Source organism: Streptomyces sp. NPDC052023, assembly GCF_044548465.1.
Taxonomy (GTDB): domain Bacteria; phylum Actinomycetota; class Actinomycetes; order Streptomycetales; family Streptomycetaceae; genus Streptomyces.
In genome coordinates this window covers 144428-161220 of record NZ_JBIUBW010000016.1, presented here as the reverse complement: position 1 = coordinate 161220, position 16793 = coordinate 144428, and the positions used below count along the sequence as shown (strand labels likewise).

The 16793-nt window shown below is 71.6% G+C and carries 15 protein-coding genes; 5 read left to right on the top strand and 10 right to left on the bottom strand.

What is annotated here, in order from left to right; translation table 11 throughout:
* Window positions 1-2 precede the first annotated feature (2 nt).
* The 4 genes from ACIHCM_RS27595 to ACIHCM_RS27580 form a co-directional block, all read right to left on the bottom strand.
* Window positions 3-941 carry a hypothetical protein gene (locus ACIHCM_RS27595; protein WP_399901197.1) on the bottom strand — a complete coding sequence of 313 codons (939 nt, stop codon included), beginning with the start codon at window positions 939-941 and terminating at the stop codon, window positions 3-5.
* 13 nt (window positions 942-954) lie between these two features.
* Window positions 955-1251 (bottom strand): DUF4193 domain-containing protein, encoded by a 297-nt coding sequence (locus ACIHCM_RS27590; protein ID WP_003993510.1) that lies wholly within the window; start codon window positions 1249-1251, stop codon window positions 955-957.
* 393 nt (window positions 1252-1644) lie between these two features.
* Window positions 1645-2877, bottom strand: coding sequence for a sensor histidine kinase (locus tag ACIHCM_RS27585; RefSeq protein WP_399901194.1), 1233 nt, complete (start codon window positions 2875-2877; stop codon window positions 1645-1647).
* Window positions 2878-2883: 6 nt separating this feature from the next.
* Window positions 2884-3537: a response regulator transcription factor gene (locus ACIHCM_RS27580; protein ID WP_007385219.1), complete on the bottom strand. Its 654-nt coding sequence runs from the start codon at window positions 3535-3537 to the stop codon at window positions 2884-2886.
* 473 nt (window positions 3538-4010) lie between these two features.
* Here ACIHCM_RS27580 and ACIHCM_RS27575 point away from each other — a divergent pair, with 473 nt between their 5' ends.
* Window positions 4011-4184: a hypothetical protein gene (locus tag ACIHCM_RS27575; protein WP_365460207.1), complete on the top strand. Its 174-nt coding sequence runs from the start codon at window positions 4011-4013 to the stop codon at window positions 4182-4184.
* A gap of 88 nt (window positions 4185-4272) precedes the next feature.
* Here the strand turns inward: ACIHCM_RS27575 and ACIHCM_RS27570 are convergent, their stop codons facing one another.
* Window positions 4273-5097: an inositol monophosphatase family protein gene (locus tag ACIHCM_RS27570; protein ID WP_399901189.1), complete on the bottom strand. Its 825-nt coding sequence runs from the start codon at window positions 5095-5097 to the stop codon at window positions 4273-4275.
* Window positions 5094-6221, bottom strand: a complete 1128-nt coding sequence (locus ACIHCM_RS27565; protein ID WP_399901186.1) for a ferrochelatase — start codon at window positions 6219-6221, stop codon at window positions 5094-5096. Before ACIHCM_RS27565 ends, ACIHCM_RS27570 begins: the two co-directional genes overlap by 4 nt.
* Before the next feature lie 210 nt (window positions 6222-6431).
* On the opposite strand from ACIHCM_RS27565, the gene ACIHCM_RS27560 reads away from it, so the two are divergent.
* The gene (locus ACIHCM_RS27560) at window positions 6432-7670 is read left to right on the top strand and encodes an MFS transporter (protein ID WP_399901182.1); all 1239 of its coding nucleotides are present in this window, start codon (window positions 6432-6434) and stop codon (window positions 7668-7670) included.
* Window positions 7630-8949 carry a D-arabinono-1,4-lactone oxidase gene (locus tag ACIHCM_RS27555; protein WP_399901179.1) on the top strand — a complete coding sequence of 440 codons (1320 nt, stop codon included), beginning with the start codon at window positions 7630-7632 and terminating at the stop codon, window positions 8947-8949. Before ACIHCM_RS27560 ends, ACIHCM_RS27555 begins: the two co-directional genes overlap by 41 nt.
* On the opposite strand, the gene ACIHCM_RS27550 is transcribed toward ACIHCM_RS27555, so the two are convergent.
* Window positions 8873-9706, bottom strand: coding sequence for a hypothetical protein (locus ACIHCM_RS27550; protein ID WP_399901176.1), 834 nt, complete (start codon window positions 9704-9706; stop codon window positions 8873-8875). The two genes, ACIHCM_RS27555 and ACIHCM_RS27550, sit on opposite strands and share 77 nt — an antisense overlap.
* 471 nt (window positions 9707-10177) lie before the next feature.
* Between ACIHCM_RS27550 and sepH the strand changes: the two genes are divergently transcribed.
* On the top strand, window positions 10178-11212 hold the full coding sequence (sepH, locus tag ACIHCM_RS27545; protein ID WP_399901173.1) for a septation protein SepH: 1035 nt from the start codon (window positions 10178-10180) through the stop codon (window positions 11210-11212).
* Between the two features lie 220 nt (window positions 11213-11432).
* Here the strand turns inward: sepH and ACIHCM_RS27540 are convergent, their stop codons facing one another.
* A complete protein-coding gene (locus ACIHCM_RS27540) occupies window positions 11433-12284 on the bottom strand; it encodes a sulfurtransferase (RefSeq protein ID WP_399901170.1) in 852 nt (283 codons plus the stop codon).
* Between the two features lie 293 nt (window positions 12285-12577).
* On the opposite strand from ACIHCM_RS27540, the gene ACIHCM_RS27535 reads away from it, so the two are divergent.
* Window positions 12578-13381: a VOC family protein gene (locus ACIHCM_RS27535; RefSeq protein WP_399901167.1), complete on the top strand. Its 804-nt coding sequence runs from the start codon at window positions 12578-12580 to the stop codon at window positions 13379-13381.
* Between the two features lie 315 nt (window positions 13382-13696).
* Here ACIHCM_RS27535 and ACIHCM_RS27530 read toward each other — a convergent pair whose 3' ends face one another.
* Both ACIHCM_RS27530 and ACIHCM_RS27525 read right to left on the bottom strand, forming a co-directional pair.
* Window positions 13697-14167: a hypothetical protein gene (locus ACIHCM_RS27530; RefSeq protein ID WP_399901164.1), complete on the bottom strand. Its 471-nt coding sequence runs from the start codon at window positions 14165-14167 to the stop codon at window positions 13697-13699.
* Window positions 14167-16602 carry an AAA family ATPase gene (locus ACIHCM_RS27525; protein ID WP_399901161.1) on the bottom strand — a complete coding sequence of 812 codons (2436 nt, stop codon included), beginning with the start codon at window positions 16600-16602 and terminating at the stop codon, window positions 14167-14169. Before ACIHCM_RS27525 ends, ACIHCM_RS27530 begins: the two co-directional genes overlap by 1 nt.
* Window positions 16603-16793: the final 191 nt, after the last annotated feature.

Sequence of the window (16793 nt, the reverse complement as noted above, 5' to 3'; positions counted from 1 at the left end):
GCTCAGCGCCCGGACTCCTTGTGCTGCCCGTTCCCCATAGGCAGCGCGTCCGCGGGTTTCTCCAGCGGCGGCAGCTCCGTCAGGCGTTCCCAGGGCACCTGCATCTTCCGCAGGTCCGCCCGGATGCGCCCCGCGAGCTTCTTGGTGTCCCGGCGGTTCATGACCGCGCCGACCGCGGCGCCCACCATGAAGGGCATCAGGTTCGGCAGGTTGCGCACCATGCGTTTCATGATCTGCTGCCGCAGTTCGCGCTTCATCTGCACGCCGAGAGCGGCGTTGACCGTGTTCGGCTTCAGGGGGTCGATGCCGCGCTCCTCGGACCACGACCTCAGATACGCGCCGCTGCGGTCCTTGAGATTTCCCGGCGGCCGCACGCCGTAGACCTCGTGGAGTTCGGCGATGAGCTTCAGCTCGATCGCCGCGACCCCGGTGATCTCCGCGGCCAGTTCCGTGGGCATCGCGGGCGGAATGGGCAGCATCGCCGCCGCCCCCACGCCCGCTCCGACCGTCGCCGACGCGTTCGCCGCGCCCGCGATGAGCTTGTCCGCGAGCTGTTCGGGACCGAGGCCGGGGAACTGCCTGCGCAGCGTCGCCAGGTCCCGTACGGGGATCCGAGGGGCGATCTCGATCAGCCGGTCGGCGAGGTACCCGAGGCCGGCCCGGGCGTGCTGTCCGCCCTTGCGGGCGCCGTCCCTGGCCAGTTCCCTGGCCCTGTCCCGGATCACCGCCGCCCGCCGCCGGGCGACGGGGGTGGGACCCTGCTCCGGCACCGGGAGGTCGGCCCGGTCACCGACCGGTTCGAGCGAGGCCGACCCGGTAGGGACCGATCCCGTACCGGAGGAGCCCCGCTCGTCGTCACGCACGCCGTGAGGGCCGTCGGACGGCCCTGAGTCCGCTCCCCAGGGGAAGCGGCGCTTCCGAGGTGGGGTCGAGCCAGTCACGGCCGACCCCACCTCAGTCGCAGTCGCGGCAGATCGGCTGACCGTTCTTCTCCCTGGCCAGCTGGCTGCGGTGGTGCACCAGGAAGCAGCTCATGCACGTGAACTCGTCCTGCTGCTTGGGCAGCACGCGGACCGCGAGCTCCTCGTTCGAGAGGTCGGCGCCGGGCAGTTCGAGGCCCTCTGCGGCCTCGAACTCGTCGACGTCCACTGCCGAGGCGGACTTGTCGTTCCGCCGGGCCTTCAGTTCCTCCAGGCTGTCCGAGTCGACGTCGTCGTCGGTCTTGCGTGGGGTGTCGTAGTCGGTTGCCATGTCGCTCTCCCCCTCCGGGTTGTCTGCGGTGTCTCCAGCGCACGTAACGCGTGAGAGGCCGGACTTGTGCCCGACCCGAGGCGGAGATTTTGCCTCACATCAAGGTCTGTTACTCAATCGACACCCAACCGGACTCCTCATGAGTGTTCGGCTTGGATGGCGATCGGGACCGTACACGGTCCGAATGCTGCACTCCAACGCGGTCCCACCGTGTACTTCCCGTGATCAGGGGCCCAGAAAACCCGCATTTTACGGGCTTTCCTGCAGCTCACATGATCACGGAGAGTAGATGGCCGGAAAATCGCCTTTGTGATCGATCACACATGGGACCACCGGACGGGTGCCCCGAAAATTCCGCGCAAAGCGAACATCCCCGGGTGTGTCGCCAGGATCTCAGATAGGGAACGTGACGCGCATCACGAGACCGCCTCCCTCTCGGGGCCGTGCCGCGATGTGCCCGCCGTGCGCCCGGGCCACGGACCGGACGATGGACAGGCCGAGACCGACACCCTTGTCGCTGCCGGTGCGCTCCGTGCGGAGCCTGCGGAACGGCTCGAAGAGGTTGTCGACCTCGTACGCCGGCACCACCGGCCCGGTGTTCGCCACCACCATCACTGCCTGGCCGTGCTGGATCTCGGTGGTGACCTCGACCCAGCCGCCCTCGGGGACGTTGTACCGCACGGCGTTCTGCACGAGGTTCAGCGCGATCCGCTCCAGCAGGACGCCGTTGCCCTGGACGACCGCGGGCTCACGGGTGCCGCGCATCTGGACGCCCTTGGCGGCCGCCTCGGCGCGCACCTGGTCGATGGCCTGCGAGGCGACCTCGGCGAGGTCCACGGGCCCTCGCTCGACGATCTGGTTGTCGCTGCGGGCGAGCAGCAGCAGGCCCTCCACGAGCTGCTCGCTGCGCTCGTTGGTGGCCAGCAGCGTCTTGCCGAGCTGCTGGAGCTCCACAGGCGCACCCGGGTCGGACAGATGCACCTCGAGGAGCGTGCGATTGATCGCCAGCGGGGTTCTGAGCTCGTGCGAGGCGTTGCCGACGAAGCGCTGCTGGGCGGTGAAGGCCCGCTGCAGCCGCTCCAGCATGTCGTCGAAGGTGTCGGCCAGCTCCTTGAGCTCGTCGTCCGGGCCGTCCAGCTCGATCCGCCGGGACAGGTCCGAACCGGCGACCGCGCGGGCGGTGCGGGTGATCCGGCCGAGCGGCGAGAGCACCCGCCCGGCCATCGCGTAGCCGAAGGCGAAAGCGATCACGGCGAGGCCGAGCAGGGCGAGCAGCGAACGGCTGAGCAGGTTGTCCAGGGCGTGCTGGCGCTGCTCGTTGACGCAGGCGTTCATGGCCTGGTTGAGCTCGGCCGCGGTCGGCGATCCCGGGAAGTTGCAGGTCTCGCTGGCCACCTGGCCGGAGAGGATCTTGAACGGCAGATCACTGCCCAGGTTCATGGCGTTGGCGGCGAGCAGGTAGTTGATCGACAGCAGCATGATGCCGGCGATCAGGAACATGCCGCCGTACAGCAGCGTGAGCCGTATCCGGATCGTCGGCCGCAGGAGCGGGAACGGTGGGGCCGCCCTCCTGGGGTCCCAGGTGGGCTTCGGAGGCGCCTGCGGGGGCGCGGGGTGCGCGGCCACCGCCGGTCAGATCCGGTAGCCGGAGCCGGGCACGGTCACGATGACCGGCGGCTCGCCCAGCTTGCGGCGCAGGGTCATGACGGTCACGCGCACCACGTTGGTGAACGGATCGGTGTTCTCGTCCCAGGCCTTCTCCAGGAGCTGCTCGGCGGAGACGACCGCGCCCTCGCTGCGCATGAGGACCTCCAGGACGGCGAACTCCTTCGGCGCGAGCTGCACCTCCTTGCCGTCCCGGAAGACCTCGCGGCGGTTCGGGTCCAGCTTGATCCCGGCGCGCTCCAGGACCGGCGGCAGCGGCACGCTGGTCCGGCGGCCGAGCGCACGCACGCGTGCGGTCAGCTCGCTGAACGCGAAGGGCTTGGGCAGGTAGTCGTCGGCGCCGATCTCCAGGCCCTCGACGCGGTCGCTGACATCGCCGGACGCCGTGAGCATCAGCACGCGCGTGGGCATGCCCAGCTCGACGATCTTGCGGCAGACGTCGTCCCCGTGCACCAGGGGCAGATCGCGGTCGAGGACGACCACGTCGTAGTCGTTGACGCCGATGCGCTCCAGGGCGGCCGCACCGTCGTACACGACGTCGACGGCCATGGCCTCCCGGCGCAGTCCGGTGGCCACCGCATCGGCGAGCAGCTGCTCGTCCTCGACGACGAGTACGCGCACGTCGCTTGTCCTTCCTGTGTCCGCCCGCGCAGCGCCTCGGGGCGCGCGCGGGCAGGGGAGTCTTCGGGGGTCTGTGACCTCCATCCTGCCCTTTTCGGCCATAAGTCGGCAGTAAGGCAGGGTGCGGCAGCGGTGTGCGCAGCCCGGGCCGTCCTCGGTGATCTCGCGCCGGTTCCCTGTGAATGTTCGCTCGGCGCGGGCACCGGATACGGGAATGCGAGTTTTTCTCTTCCGGTTGAGGTTTCTGCGGGAGGGACTGGGGGGAGGACGGTTTACACCCCGCGATCACGCTCTGCTTGTGCCGCAGCACCATGCGGTACGCCGCGGTTCCGCTTCCGCAGAGTGGGCGTGGGTGTCCGGCACCGTCGCCGCCCGGCAGGGCAGCGCTGGGCACCCATGGGAGACGTGATCGCCCCTTCCGAACGGCACACCCCCGTGCCGACGACCCACGACCCAGGACGAGGGGGCGCAGCATGGACGCATTCACCGCAGGACTTCTGCAGCGCATAAGGGCGACCGAGTCCGACCTGACGCGGGCCCGGGACGAAGGCGACGACTTCCTCGTCGACGTGGAGCAGGGCGAGCTCGACGACCTGCGCCGTCTCGCGGCCGAACACGGTGTGGAAGTCGGCGCGACCAGCGTCTGACCCGGCACGGCAGCGGGGCCCCCGGCGAGTCCAGCGCCGGGGGCCCCGCTGTGCTGTGGTGAGCCGTCGCGCCGGCTCCCCTGCCGCCTCAGTCGTGCCAGGCGCCGAAATCCTCCAGGAGCCGCTGGAGGGGCTCGAAGACGCCCGGGGTACCCACGACCGTCAGATCGCGTGAGGGGCGCTCTGAGGGGCGTCCGCCGGTCAGGGCGCCCGCCTCCCGGGCGATCAGGTCGCCCGCCGCGTAGTCCCACGCGTTGAGTCCGCGCTCGTAGTAGCCGTCGAGGCGGCCCGCGGCGACGTCGCACAGGTCGACTGCGGCGGAACCGCTGCGCCGGATGTCCCGGACCAGCGGGATCAGCTGCCGGGCGACCTCGGCCTGGTGCGTGCGGACGGCCGTGACGTAGTTGAACCCGGTGGAGACCAGCGCCTTGTCCAGGGGCGCGGCGGACCGGCAGGCCAGCCTGCGCTCGCCGTCCCATGCTCCGGTGGCCCAGGCTCCGCCACCGCGCACCGCGTGGTACGTCTCGCCGCGCATCGGCGCCGCGACCACCCCGGCCACGGTCTCGCCGTCCTGCTCGGCCGCGACGGACACGGCCCAGGTGGGGAGGCCGTAGAGGTAGTTCACCGTGCCGTCGAGCGGGTCGATCACCCAGCGGACGCCGCTGGTGCCCTCGCTGGAGGCGCCCTCCTCGCCGAGGAACCCGTCCTGCGGGCGGCGGTCGGCGATCAGGTCGGTGATCAGCTTCTCCGCCGCGATGTCCATCTCGGTCACCACGTCGATCGGGCTGGACTTGGTGGCGGCCACCGCGAGATCGGCCGGGCGGCCGTCCCGCAGCAGCTCCCCGGCGCGGCGGGCGGCCTCCTGGGCGAGCGCGAGCAGTTCCAGGTGGTGGGCGGTCACGTCGCTCCTCATGCGTAGGGGCTGTCGGCGCCCGCGGCGGCGGGACGGGGGGCGCGGGCCGGGCAGCAGCCCACCGGGCACAGGTCGTGGCTCGCGCCCAGCGCGCCCAGGGCGCACGGCGTGACCTGCTCGCCACGCTCGGTGGCGGCCCGCTCCCGGACGAGGTCGCGGATCGCGGCGGCGAATCTCGGGTCGGCGCCCACGGTGGCCGAGCGGCGCACCGGCAGGCCCAGCTCCTCGGCCTTGGCCGTGGCCTCCGTGTCGAGGTCGTAGAGGACCTCCATGTGGTCGGAGACGAAGCCGATGGGGGCCATCACGACGGCCGGGACGCCTGCCGCGTGCCGCTCCTCCAGGTGGTCGCAGATGTCGGGCTCCAGCCACGGGATGTGCGGTGCACCCGAGCGCGACTGGTAGACGAGCTGCCAGGGGTGGTCGGTACCGGTGCGTTCGCGTACGGCGTCGGCGATCAGCCCGGCGACCTCCAGGTGCTGCCGGACGTAGGCCCCGCCGTCCCCGTGCTCCTCGACCGGGCCGGAGGTGTCCGCGGCCGAGAGGGGGATGGAGTGGGTCGTGAACGCGATGTGGGCGCCCTCCCGGACGTCCTCGGGGAGGGAGGCCAGGGACTGGAACACTCCCTCGGCCATGGGCTCCACGAAACCGGGGTGGTTGAAGTAGTGCCGCAGCTTGTCGACCCTGGGCAGGTCCAGGCCCTCGTCCTGGAGAGCGGCCAGCGAGTCGGCGAGGTTCTCGCGGTACTGCCGGCAGCCCGAGTAGGAGGCGTAGGCGCTGGTCGCCAGGACCAGGATGCGGCGGCGGCCGTCACGGACCATCTCGCGCAGGGTGTCCGTCAGGTACGGCGCCCAGTTGCGGTTGCCCCAGTAGACGGGCAGGTCCAGGCCGTGGTCCGCGAAGTCCTTGCGCAGGGCGCCCAGCAGGGCGCGGTTCTGATCGTTGATGGGGCTGACCCCGCCGAACAGGAAGTAGTGCTGACCGACTTCCTTCAGGCGTTCCTTCGGGATGCCGCGCCCACGCGTCACGTTCTCCAGGAACGGGACGACGTCGTCCGGCCCCTCCGGGCCGCCGAACGAAAGCAGGAGCAGGGCGTCGTACGGGGTGGCATCGAGCGCGTCTGGCATGACTCCGATCCTGCCACCCGGCACCGGCAGTGCCGTAACGGCGGTGTGCCGCACGGGTGCGGGACCGCACCCGCGGGTGCATTAGGGTCACCTAACTCGTAAGCTGTATCCGCCGACTTCGCGCCTTACCCGCCCGTACGCGCCGTGCCGCGCCCTCACCGCAGCGGTATCGGCCCCTCAGCCGTCCCTTCCGAATAGCCCGGAGACCCAGTGCCCAGCCCCTACCGCGCCCTGTTCGCCGCCCCCGGCTCCAAGGGCTTCTCCGCCGCGGGCTTCCTCGGCCGGATGCCCCTGTCCATGATGGGCATCGGCGTGGTCACGATGATCTCCCAGCTCACCGGGCGGTACGGGCTGGCGGGCGCGCTGTCGGCCACCATCGCGCTGTCGGCCGCGGTGGCGGGCCCCCAGGTCTCCCGGCTGGTCGACCAGTACGGGCAGCGGCGGGTGCTGCGCCCGGCGACCCTGCTGGCGCTGAGCGCGGGGGCGCTGCTGCTGCTCGCCGCGCACTACGGGTGGCCGGACTGGGTGCTGTTCGTGTCCTGCGTGGGCATCGGGTGCGTGCCGAGCGTCGGCGCGATGATCCGGGCGCGCTGGGCGGCCGTGTACCGGGGCACTCCGCAGCTGCACACCGCGTACTCCTTCGAGTCCGTGGTGGACGAGATCTGCTTCATCTTCGGCCCGATCATCTCGATCGGTCTGTCCACCGCCTGGTTCCCCGAGGCCGGCCCGCTGCTGGCCGCCTGCTTCCTCGCGGTCGGCGTCTTCTGGCTGACCGCCCAACGGTCCACCGAGCCCGCCCCGCATCCGCGCGAGCGGCGTGGCGGCGGCTCCGCACTGCGCTCCCCCGGCCTGCAGGTGCTGGTCAGCACCTTCGTGGCCACCGGCGCGATCTTCGGCGCCGTGGACGTGGTGACCGTGGCGTTCGCCGACGAACAGGGCCACAAGGGTGCCGCCAGTGTCGTCCTCGCGGTCTACGCGCTGGGCTCGTGCGTCGCGGGAGCCGTCTTCGGGCTCCTGCACTTCACGGGAGCGCCCGAACCTCGATGGCTGCTGGGTGTGTGTGCGATGGCCGTGAGTATGATCCCCCTCCTACTGGTCGGAAACTTGCCGTTTCTGGCCGTGGCGCTCTTCGTCGCGGGCCTGTCCATCGCTCCCACGATGATCACGACGATGTCCCTCATCGAAGAGCACGTACCACGCGCGCAACTGACCGAGGGCATGACCTGGGTGAGCACCGGGCTCGCGGTGGGGGTCGCGCTCGGCTCCTCCGTGTCCGGCTGGGTGATCGACGCCGCCGGTGCGCGCGCCGGGTACGGGGTTCCGGCGGTGTCCGGAGCCGTCGCGGTCGCGGTCGGTTTCCTCGGGTACCGCCGGCTCAAGCGGCCGGCTCCGGGTCGGGGAGGCACCGTTGAGCAGCACAGCGAGCGGGAAGAACGGCACGTGGCGTAACTGGGGCGGTAACGTCGCCGCCCGCCCGGCACGGGCGGTCACGCCCGCCTCCGTGGAGGAGCTGACCGAGGCGGTACGGCGCGCGGCGGAGGACGGCCTGAAGGTGAAGGCCGTCGGCAGCGGGCACTCCTTCACCTCCATCGCGGCGACGGACGGTCTGTTGATCCGGCCTCAACTGTTGACCGGTATCCGCGACATCGACCGGGATGCCGGCACCGTCACCGTCGAGGCCGGCACTCCGCTCAAGAGGCTCAACCTGGCTCTCGCGCGCGAGGGCCTGTCGCTGACCAACATGGGCGACATCATGGAGCAGACGGTCTCCGGCGCCACCAGCACCGGCACGCACGGCACCGGCCGTGACTCCGCCTCCATCGCCGCCCAGATCCGGGGCCTGGAGCTGGTCACCGCCGACGGCTCGGTGCTCACCTGCTCCGAGCAGGAGAACCCCGAGGTCTTCGCGGCCGCCCGGATCGGCCTCGGGGCCCTGGGCATCGTCACCGCGATCACCTTCGCGGTCGAGCCGATCTTCCTGCTCACCGCGCGCGAGGAGCCGATGACCTTCGACCGGGTCACCCGGTCCTTCGACGAACTCTGGGCCGAGAACGAGCACTTCGAGTTCTACTGGTTCCCGCACACCGGCAACACCAACACCAAGCGCAACAACCGCAGCGCCGGCCCGGAGCGCCCGGTGAGCCAGGTCAGGGGCTGGTTCGAGGACGAGTTCCTCTCCAACGGCGTCTTCCAGGTGGCCAACTGGGTCGGCCGCGCGGTGCCCGCCGCCATCCCCCCGATCGCCCGGGTCTCCAGCAAGGCCCTTTCCGCCCGCACCTACACCGACATTCCGTACAAGGTCTTCACGTCTCCGCGCCGGGTGCGTTTCGTGGAGATGGAGTACGCCGTGCCGCGCGAGGCCGTGGTGGAGACCCTGCGCGAGCTGAAGGCGGCGGTGGAACGGTCCCGGCTGCGGATCAGCTTCCCCGTCGAGGTGCGCACCGCCCCGGCCGACGACATCGCGCTGTCCACGGCGTCGGGCCGGGACACCGCGTACATCGCCGTCCACATGTTCCAGGGCACCCCCTATCAGGCGTACTTCACGACCGCCGAGCGGATCTTCACCGCGCACGAGGGGCGGCCGCACTGGGGCAAGGTGCACACGCGGGACGCGGAGTACTTCGCCGGGGTCTACCCGCGCTTCGGGGAGTTCACGGCGCTGCGGGATCGGCTGGATCCGGATCGGCGGTTCCAGAACGACTACTTGCGGAGGGTGCTGGGTCCGTAGCGGGCGCGCCGGGTGTGGGAGTCCCGGCCGGCTCCCCGCCGGTGTCCCGGTCGTCCTCCCCGCCCCCGCTCGGACCGGGAGCCGGCGTCGAACTGCCCGTCGTAGCCCCGTCGTCACCGCCGGACGGGGCGCCACCCGAAGGCGTGGCGCCGTCGGACGTCGCCGAGGGGGCGGGCGTCGAACCGTCCGTGCCGGAACCGGAACCGGAACCGGACTCGCCGGAGCTCCCCGAGTCGCCGGGATCCCCGGAGTCCGGCGACGACTTGCCGTGGCCGGAGAAGGCGTCGCCGACCGTCGTGCTGCCCCTGCCGCTGAAGCTGCTGCCGGAAGCCAGTTCGTACGCGGTGATGCCGGTCATCGTGACGCCGAAGACCAAGGCGGCGGCCAGCAGGGGGCGCTTGAAGCTTCTGGCCCGCGCACGGTAGACCGTGCCCTCGGTGAACTCCCCCGTTGCCCAAGGGACTTGCCCGGCGGGCCGGGTGGGTTCCGTGGCCCTGGCGGGCACCGTGGCGTCGCGGAACTGCTCGCCGGTCCGCGTGAAGAAGTGCTGGAACAGCGAACCGCCGCAGGTGGCCACGACGCTGACGAGGCCGGCGCCGAGGATCGTGCCGTAGACCCCGAAGTACGAGGCGAGTTTGGCGGCCACCACCGCCGCCACGGCGCTGCCCGCGACCTGGGGCACGCTCAGGTCGATCCGCTTCTGTTTCACCTCCTCCCCGGTGCTCGACTCCGCGACGACATCGGGCCTTTCACGCATTCCGGTGCCTTGCCTGCCTTTCCCGTACTTGATCGACCAGGGGTACGAGAGGGGGACGTACGGCCGAAAGCGGTAGTTCCAAATCTGGTGATTCCGTGAAGTACGCCACGTGCGTGATCGGGAAAAGCCGTCAGCGTCGGCCAAGTACCGTCCCCCGGCAGAAGTTGAGCGGCGCGCCAATCCACGCACGTGGTCCAAATGGAGTACTGTTGCGAGCCCTGGGTCCGGTCTCCCGCCAGGGCGTCCGCGACCTTTGCAGGACCGCCAGGAGGGGGCTTGTTGCACAGGGTGACGGAGTTGGTCACTTAGCGTTGCGAAAAGGTAACCGTGCCATAACGGCGATCCAGGGCCCGTGCCCGACACGCCGGGCAACTCGGCAAGGTTGTGGCAGGCTGCACCCGGGCAGGCCACACTCGACTAGCGGAAGCAGCGACGCACGTGACGTCGGCAGGCACCACCCGGGAGGTCCCCATGCCCGAACTGCGTGTCGTGGCCGTCTCCAATGACGGCACACGGCTGGTGCTGAAGGCTGCGGACAGCACGGAGTACACGCTTCCGATCGACGAACGGCTCCGCGCCGCCGTGCGCGGCGACCGTCCCCGCCTCGGCCAGATCGAGATCGAGGTGGAGAGCCATCTCCGCCCCCGAGACATCCAGGCGCGGATACGTGCGGGCGCGACCGCGGAAGAGGTCGCCCAAATGGCGGGCATCCCCGTCGATCGCGTACGTCGCTTCGAGGGCCCCGTGCTGGCCGAGCGCGCCTTCATGGCCGAGCGTGCCCGCAAGACTCCGGTCCGCCGCCCCGGCGAGAACTCCGGGCCGCTGCTCGGCGAGGCCGTGCAGGAGCGGCTGGTGCTGCGGGGCGCCGAGAAGGACACCGTGCAGTGGGACTCCTGGCGCCGTGACGACGGCACCTGGGAGGTGCTGCTGGTCTACTGCGTCGCGGGCGAACCGCACTCGGCGAGCTGGACGTACGACCCGCCCCGGCGGCTCGTCCAGGCCGTCGACGACGAGGCGCGCTCGCTGATCGGCGAGTCCGACGACCTCGGCGCGCCCGAGCCCAGCTTTCCCTTCGTCCCGCGCATCGCACGGCTGCCGCGCGAGCGCACGGTGGAGCGTCCCGCCGAACGGGAGCGGCCGAGCCTGCCGCCGCCCCCTGCCGAGCCGGCCGAGGAGAGCGCGGGTGAGCGGGACTCGCTGACCAGCCTGCTGGAGGCGGTGCCGAGCTTCCGGGGCGACCTGGTGGTTCCGGAGCGTCCTGCGCCCGAGCCGGTGGAGGAGCCCGTAGCGGAGCCCGAGGCGGAGGAGCCCCCGGCGCCCGCGGCCTCGGCCGGCTCCGCCTACGCGGACGTCCTGATGCCGCGCTCCGTCGGCAGCCACCGAGACCGCCTCGTAGGCGCCACCGACCGCCAGGCCGAGGCGGACGGCGTCCGCCCCGGACGCAGAGCGGCGGTCCCCAGCTGGGACGAGATCGTGTTCGGGACGCGCCGGAAGAAGCAGGAGTAGTCCCGGCGGCCGAGACGAGCACCGAGGGCCCGCGCCTGGTCGGGCGCGGGCCCTCGTGTTCGGGGTGTCGGGGGACTGCGCGCAGGCCACCGCAGTCGCGGGCACCGTTCGACGCGAGCCGCTGAACGAAGCCGAAGGCCCGGGACGGGCCGGCGGCCCTTGGCTCCGGTGCTTGTCGCTTGTCAGCTTGTCAGCGACCCGCGCCCCGCCCCGGCGCCCGTCACTGCGGATCCGGCCCCACGGCCACCGGCCGCGACGGATCCGACGACCACTCCGACCACGACCCCACGTACAGCGCCGCCGGAATCCCCGCGACCGCCAGCGCGAGCACCTCATGTGCCCCGGAGACACCGGAACCGCAGTACACGCCCACCTTCGCCCCGTCGTGCGCCCCCAGCGCGCCGAAGCGCGACCGGAGCTCCTCGGCCGGCAGGAAGCGGCCGTCCGCCCCCACGTTCCCGTTCGTCGGCGCCGACACCGCGCCGGGGATGTGCCCACCCACCCGGTCGATCGGCTCCACGTCCCCCCGGTACCGTTCCGCCGCCCGCGCGTCGAACAGCACACCCGAACGGGCCAGCGCCGCGGCCGCGTCCGCGTCGAGGAGTCCCTCGGCGCCGGCCACCGGCCGGAAGTCGCCGCGCCCCGGATCCGGCGCCTGAACCGAAAGCGGGCCCTCCCACGCCGGCAGCCCGCCGTCGAGCACCCGCACGTCCGGGTGTCCCGTCCAGCGCAACAGCCACCAGGCCCGCGCCGCGGCCCAGCCCTGGCCGCCGTCGTACACGACGACCGGACGCCCCGACGACACACCCGCCCGGCGCATCGCGGCGCCGAACACCTCCAGGTCCGGCAGCGGATGACGCCCGTGCGCGCCTGCCGCCGAGGCCAGCTCGCGGTCCAGGTCGACGTAGACCGCGCCGGGGATGTGCCCTGCCGCGTGTGCGGCGCGCCCGTCGAACGGCGGCTCACCGGCCGCCTTGGCCACGCTCAGCTGCCAGCGGACATCGAGCAGGACGGGCGGACGGGGTCCCGCCAGGTCGCTCGCGAGTTCTGATGCGGTGATGATGGCGTTCATGGTCACCATCCTTGCGCACGGGGTGGCCGCATCGCCCATGTCCGGCTACTCTGCTCGGCCGGACAGGCTCGATCACCAGGCGTACGGGATCGGGCACAACCTGTAGAGCCGAATCGGCATCCGAGCGCAACCCCGTAAACGAACGAGAAGCCGCAGATCGGGCAACTGCCGGTCGTGGTACGGCATGCGGCGCGCCCGGAGAGCGTGACGCCGCGGGCGGTGCGAGCATCGGGCACGGGGGTCCGGGAGCGGAAGCGACGCGGCCACCGCGAGGGGCCGAGGAGAGAGTGACGATGACCGAGGCACGGGGGTCGGCCGGCCGCAAGGACGAAACGCACGACCGGTACACGCCCGGCGCGCCCTGCTGGGTAAGTCTGATGGTGCACGGCCTGGCGGCGACCCAGGAGTTCTACGGGACCCTGTTCGGCTGGGAGTTCCGCCCCGGCCCGCAGCAGCTGGGTCCCTATGTGCGGGCCCTGCTCGACGGTCGCGAGGTGGCGGGCATGGGCCAGCTGCCGCCGGACCGGCACCTCCCCGTCGCCTGGACGCCGTACATGGCCTCCGACGACGTCGACCAGACCGCCGAGACGATCCGGCTGTGCGGCGGCACGGTGGGCGTGGGCCCGCTCGACGCGGACGAGGCCGGGCGGCTCGCCATCTGCTCGGACCCCTCGGGCGCCGTCTTCGGCGTCTGGCAGGCGGCTGCCCACCAGGGCATCGGCATCGCCGGACGGCCGGGGACACCGGCCTGGCACGAGTTGCTGACGTTCGAGTCGGAGCGCGTCGCCAAGTTCTACGGCACGGTGTTCGGCTACGAGGAAGAACCGGTCGTCTCCGCCGACATCGACTACCTCACCCTGCACCTCGACGGCCGTCCGGTCGCCGGCCTCCACGGCGTGGGTACGTCGCTGCCGCGCGACCGGGGCCCGCATTGGCTGACGTACTTCGAGGTCGCCGACGCGGACGAGGCGCTGCACCATGTCGCCGGGCTGGGCGGGCATGTCCTCAAACCGGCGCGCGAGAGCGCGGACGGGCGCGTGGCCACGGTCGCCGACCCGGAGGGCGCACGCTTCGCGCTGATCGAGAGCCGGCGCTGAGCCCGGTGCCGACCGCGAGCCCCACGCCGGCCCGTGTCCACGCCGGCCCGTGTCCACACCGAGGCCCAAGTCCGCGCCGGGCCGGGGCGCGTGCCGCCGAGGCCGGTGACACCGGCAGCACGTCGGGCGACAGCATCACCACGCCGCCCGCGGCCTTCACGGCAGCCAAGACACACGTCTGGTCCGTCTCCACTCTGCCTCCGCGTGAAGCTGACCCCACTCGCTGCGTGACCACAAGCAGATCGCGCGAGCCCGTCGTCTCGCCCACGAGGTGGACCTTTCCGGCGGGCCAGAGCCCGTTGTTGGCGCCGATCCTCACGTTCGCTCACCGTGCTGAGCCACCGTCGCCACCTCGACAGGTGGGCGCTCCGCGCCCGCCTGCTGAGGGAAGTATCGGGCCGCTTTCAGCGCGGCAAGCTCTGTGACGAGCGTCTCGACGGATGCCCGCCAGACACGTACTTGGGCGCGGGTCGGTCCGAGTTCGTCGTGGTGGTACTTGCAGGCCGCGCTGAGCCGGTTCCAGAGGGCGTTGACGCGGCGGGCCAGGGCGGGACCGGCGTAGTGGCGCAGGCAGAGCAGCTTCGCGCGCGTGCTGCGAACTTCGCCGAGCCCGGCATTCTCAGCGGCGAGTACGGCGTCGACGGCTGTCTCCAGGGCGATCCGGAGGGCGTAGGCCGCGCCGCGGTCGCGGCCTGCCGGGGTCAGCGGGCTGTCGCTGCCCAGGCGTTCGGTGAGGAGGTCGTCGGCGGTCGCGAGGAGTGCGGTGACAGCGGGGGTGGTGGGCATCAGGCGTTCACCTCCGGCGTGCGGATCCGGGCGGCGAGGTCCTCGACCTTCCTGACGAAGGCGATCGGGTCGTGCGGGAGGAAGCCGCCGGGGTGGGCGCCCTGCTGGCACTGGTGGATGAGGGTCGTGCTCTCGTTGCCGTACAGGGTGCGCAGACGGCTGCGGACCTCCTCGTCAGGGTGGACGAGGCCGTCGTCGAAGAGGGCGAAGGACGCGAGCGGGATGAGTCGTTCGGTTTGGTCGATGGCGGCCTGGAGGCTGTCGGCGGGCTGCCCGGTGCGGTTCCTGCGCAACCACGCCGCTTCGACGATCGCCGTCGCCAGAGCCTCGCGGCACAGGGACGGCAGCACGTGACGCAGGGCCGTCTCGGAGACGTTCGCGGTGTGGGCGAGGGCCATGGCGTTGTCGATGGCCTCCTTGACCGGGTCGGTCTCGGAGGTGACGTTCACCTTGGACTTCTCGCCGCGCTCGACCTTCAGCACGGTCACCGGCAGGCCCTGGCTGCGGAAGGCGTGCGGAAGCCGGGTGTCGTGGGTGAAGACGACGACCTGCCGGTCGCGGCCGAGTTCGTGGAGCACCTGGGCCAGTCCGTCGACCTTCGCCGGGTCCATGGACTGTACGGGGTCGTCGATGACGACGAAGCCGAAGGGGCTGTCGGCCGTGGCGGCGCGGGGCAGGAACAGGGAGAGGGCGAGCGAGTGCAGTTCGCCCTGGCTCATGACGCTCAGGGCGGGAGCGTCGGTGTCGTCGACGGTGACGTCCATGATCAGCTTGCGTACGTTGGCCCTCTCGCTGCCGTGCAGGCCGACGTGCTTCAGGTCGACGCTGCTCTGCTGGCGCAGCTTCTCCCAGATCCGTTGCGTGTGGTCGGCGAAGGCGTCGACGCGGAGGTCGCGGATCTCGGTCGTGAGCTTCTTGATCCAGGTGAGGGCCGCGTTGACCTCGGTCCTACGGGGCTTGGCCGCGGCGGCCTCCCGGGAGAGCTTCGTCCACTCGGCCAGCAGGTCGACGACCGCGCGCCAGCGTTCGTCCTTGGCCGCCAGCTCCTCACGCGCCTTGCCGGCCACGACCGCGCACGCGTCCGTCAGCGTCACCGCCGCCTGGAGCGCGCGCTCGGCGAGCTCGGCGGGATCAGTGACGCGCCGGCAGTCGCCCCAGGCCTCCCACGGCTCGGCGAGCACGGCCGGGAACTCGCGCGGTACGTGGATCAGGTCCTGCAGGGCGCGCGTCGCGGTCCGCAGGCCGGCCTCAGTTCGGCGTACCGCCTCGGCCTCCTTCAGGAGGGCGGCGATCTGTGCCTCGGCGCGCGTGGCCCACGCCCGGTCCAGGACCTGTTCTGTGCCGCAGACCGGGCAGACCGTGTCGTCGGCGTGCCGGTCACTGTGCCGCAGAGCCGCCTGGAGCAGCTCGGCCCTGCTGTGGGCGTCCGCGGCCGCGGACCCCTTCAGGTCGTCGACGTCGGCGACGGCGCGCCGGATCGCGTCGACGGCCGCTCCGACCCGTTCGAGGTCGGGGCCCTCGGCGGCGGCCTCCAGTCGCGCTTCCCGTAGTCGACCCTCGTCGGCCGTGGCCACGCCGGCGATCAGGGCGTCGAGCACGGGGTAGTCGGGCCCGCCCTTCTCCTCCATCGCCAGGAGGGCCTTGAGCGCCCGGTCGTCGTGCCCGACGTTCTCCAGGGCCGCGTGGAGCAGCGGCTTCTTCTCCTTCTCCGCGTTCACGACGGCCTCGAGTTCCTTCTTCCCGGCCGTCAGCTGCCGGGCGGCGGCGTTGAGGTGGTCGAGTCCGAGGATGGCGGCGATGTTGTCGTACATCTCGGACGGCTTGCCGTTGATCAGGTTGCCCAGGTCGACGTACGAGAGGAACGGGCGGTAGGTGCGGGTCGCCTGCTCCCAGCCGGCCTGCTCCAGCGGCACGGTGCCGAGTCCCGGCCGCCTGAGCACGGCGTGCGAGTCGGTGAAGGCGTCGCCGGTCCAGGTGCGGGTGAGGGTGCTCGGCGACGGGTCGCCCTCGACGGTCAGCCTGGCCTCGACGACGGTCTGTTCTGCCTGGTGCAGGTTGCGCCAGCGGACGGCGCGGTTCGGGTGCTGTCCGGAGCAGTGGGCGTTGGTCCCGGTGAACAGGGTTTCGATGGCTTGGGCGATGCTCGACTTGCCGGAGCCGTTGCGTCCGACGACGAGGGTGACTCCCGGCTTCGGCCGCAGCTTCAACCGTGCCTCCGAGCCGACGCCGCGGAAGCCGGTGACCGTGACCTTGCCAAGGTAGACGGGGCCGGCGGAGGTGCGGGCGCCGCCTTCGGCGTTCTCGGAGTCGCCGAGCGCCTCTCGGATGAGGGTCTTCACCGGTTCGGTGAGCTTCCGGTCACCGGCCAGCCGGGCCTCGACGAGCACGGGCAACGGCAGTGCCCTGCCGGGGATCTGGTCCATCACGTCGTCCATGCGGTGTCTCCCGTGATTCCCGTACTGATGTGGAAGGGACGAGCACCGACAGGCGCGGGGGTGCGAGGCCGCTGGGGGTGCCTGTCGACGGGATGGAACCGTAGGAGTCGGCAATGGTCCTTCACCGACGAAGGGCCGATAACCCCTGCTATCGGCCCTCGTTGGAGCGCGGTGCGAGGAGAAGCTTGGTG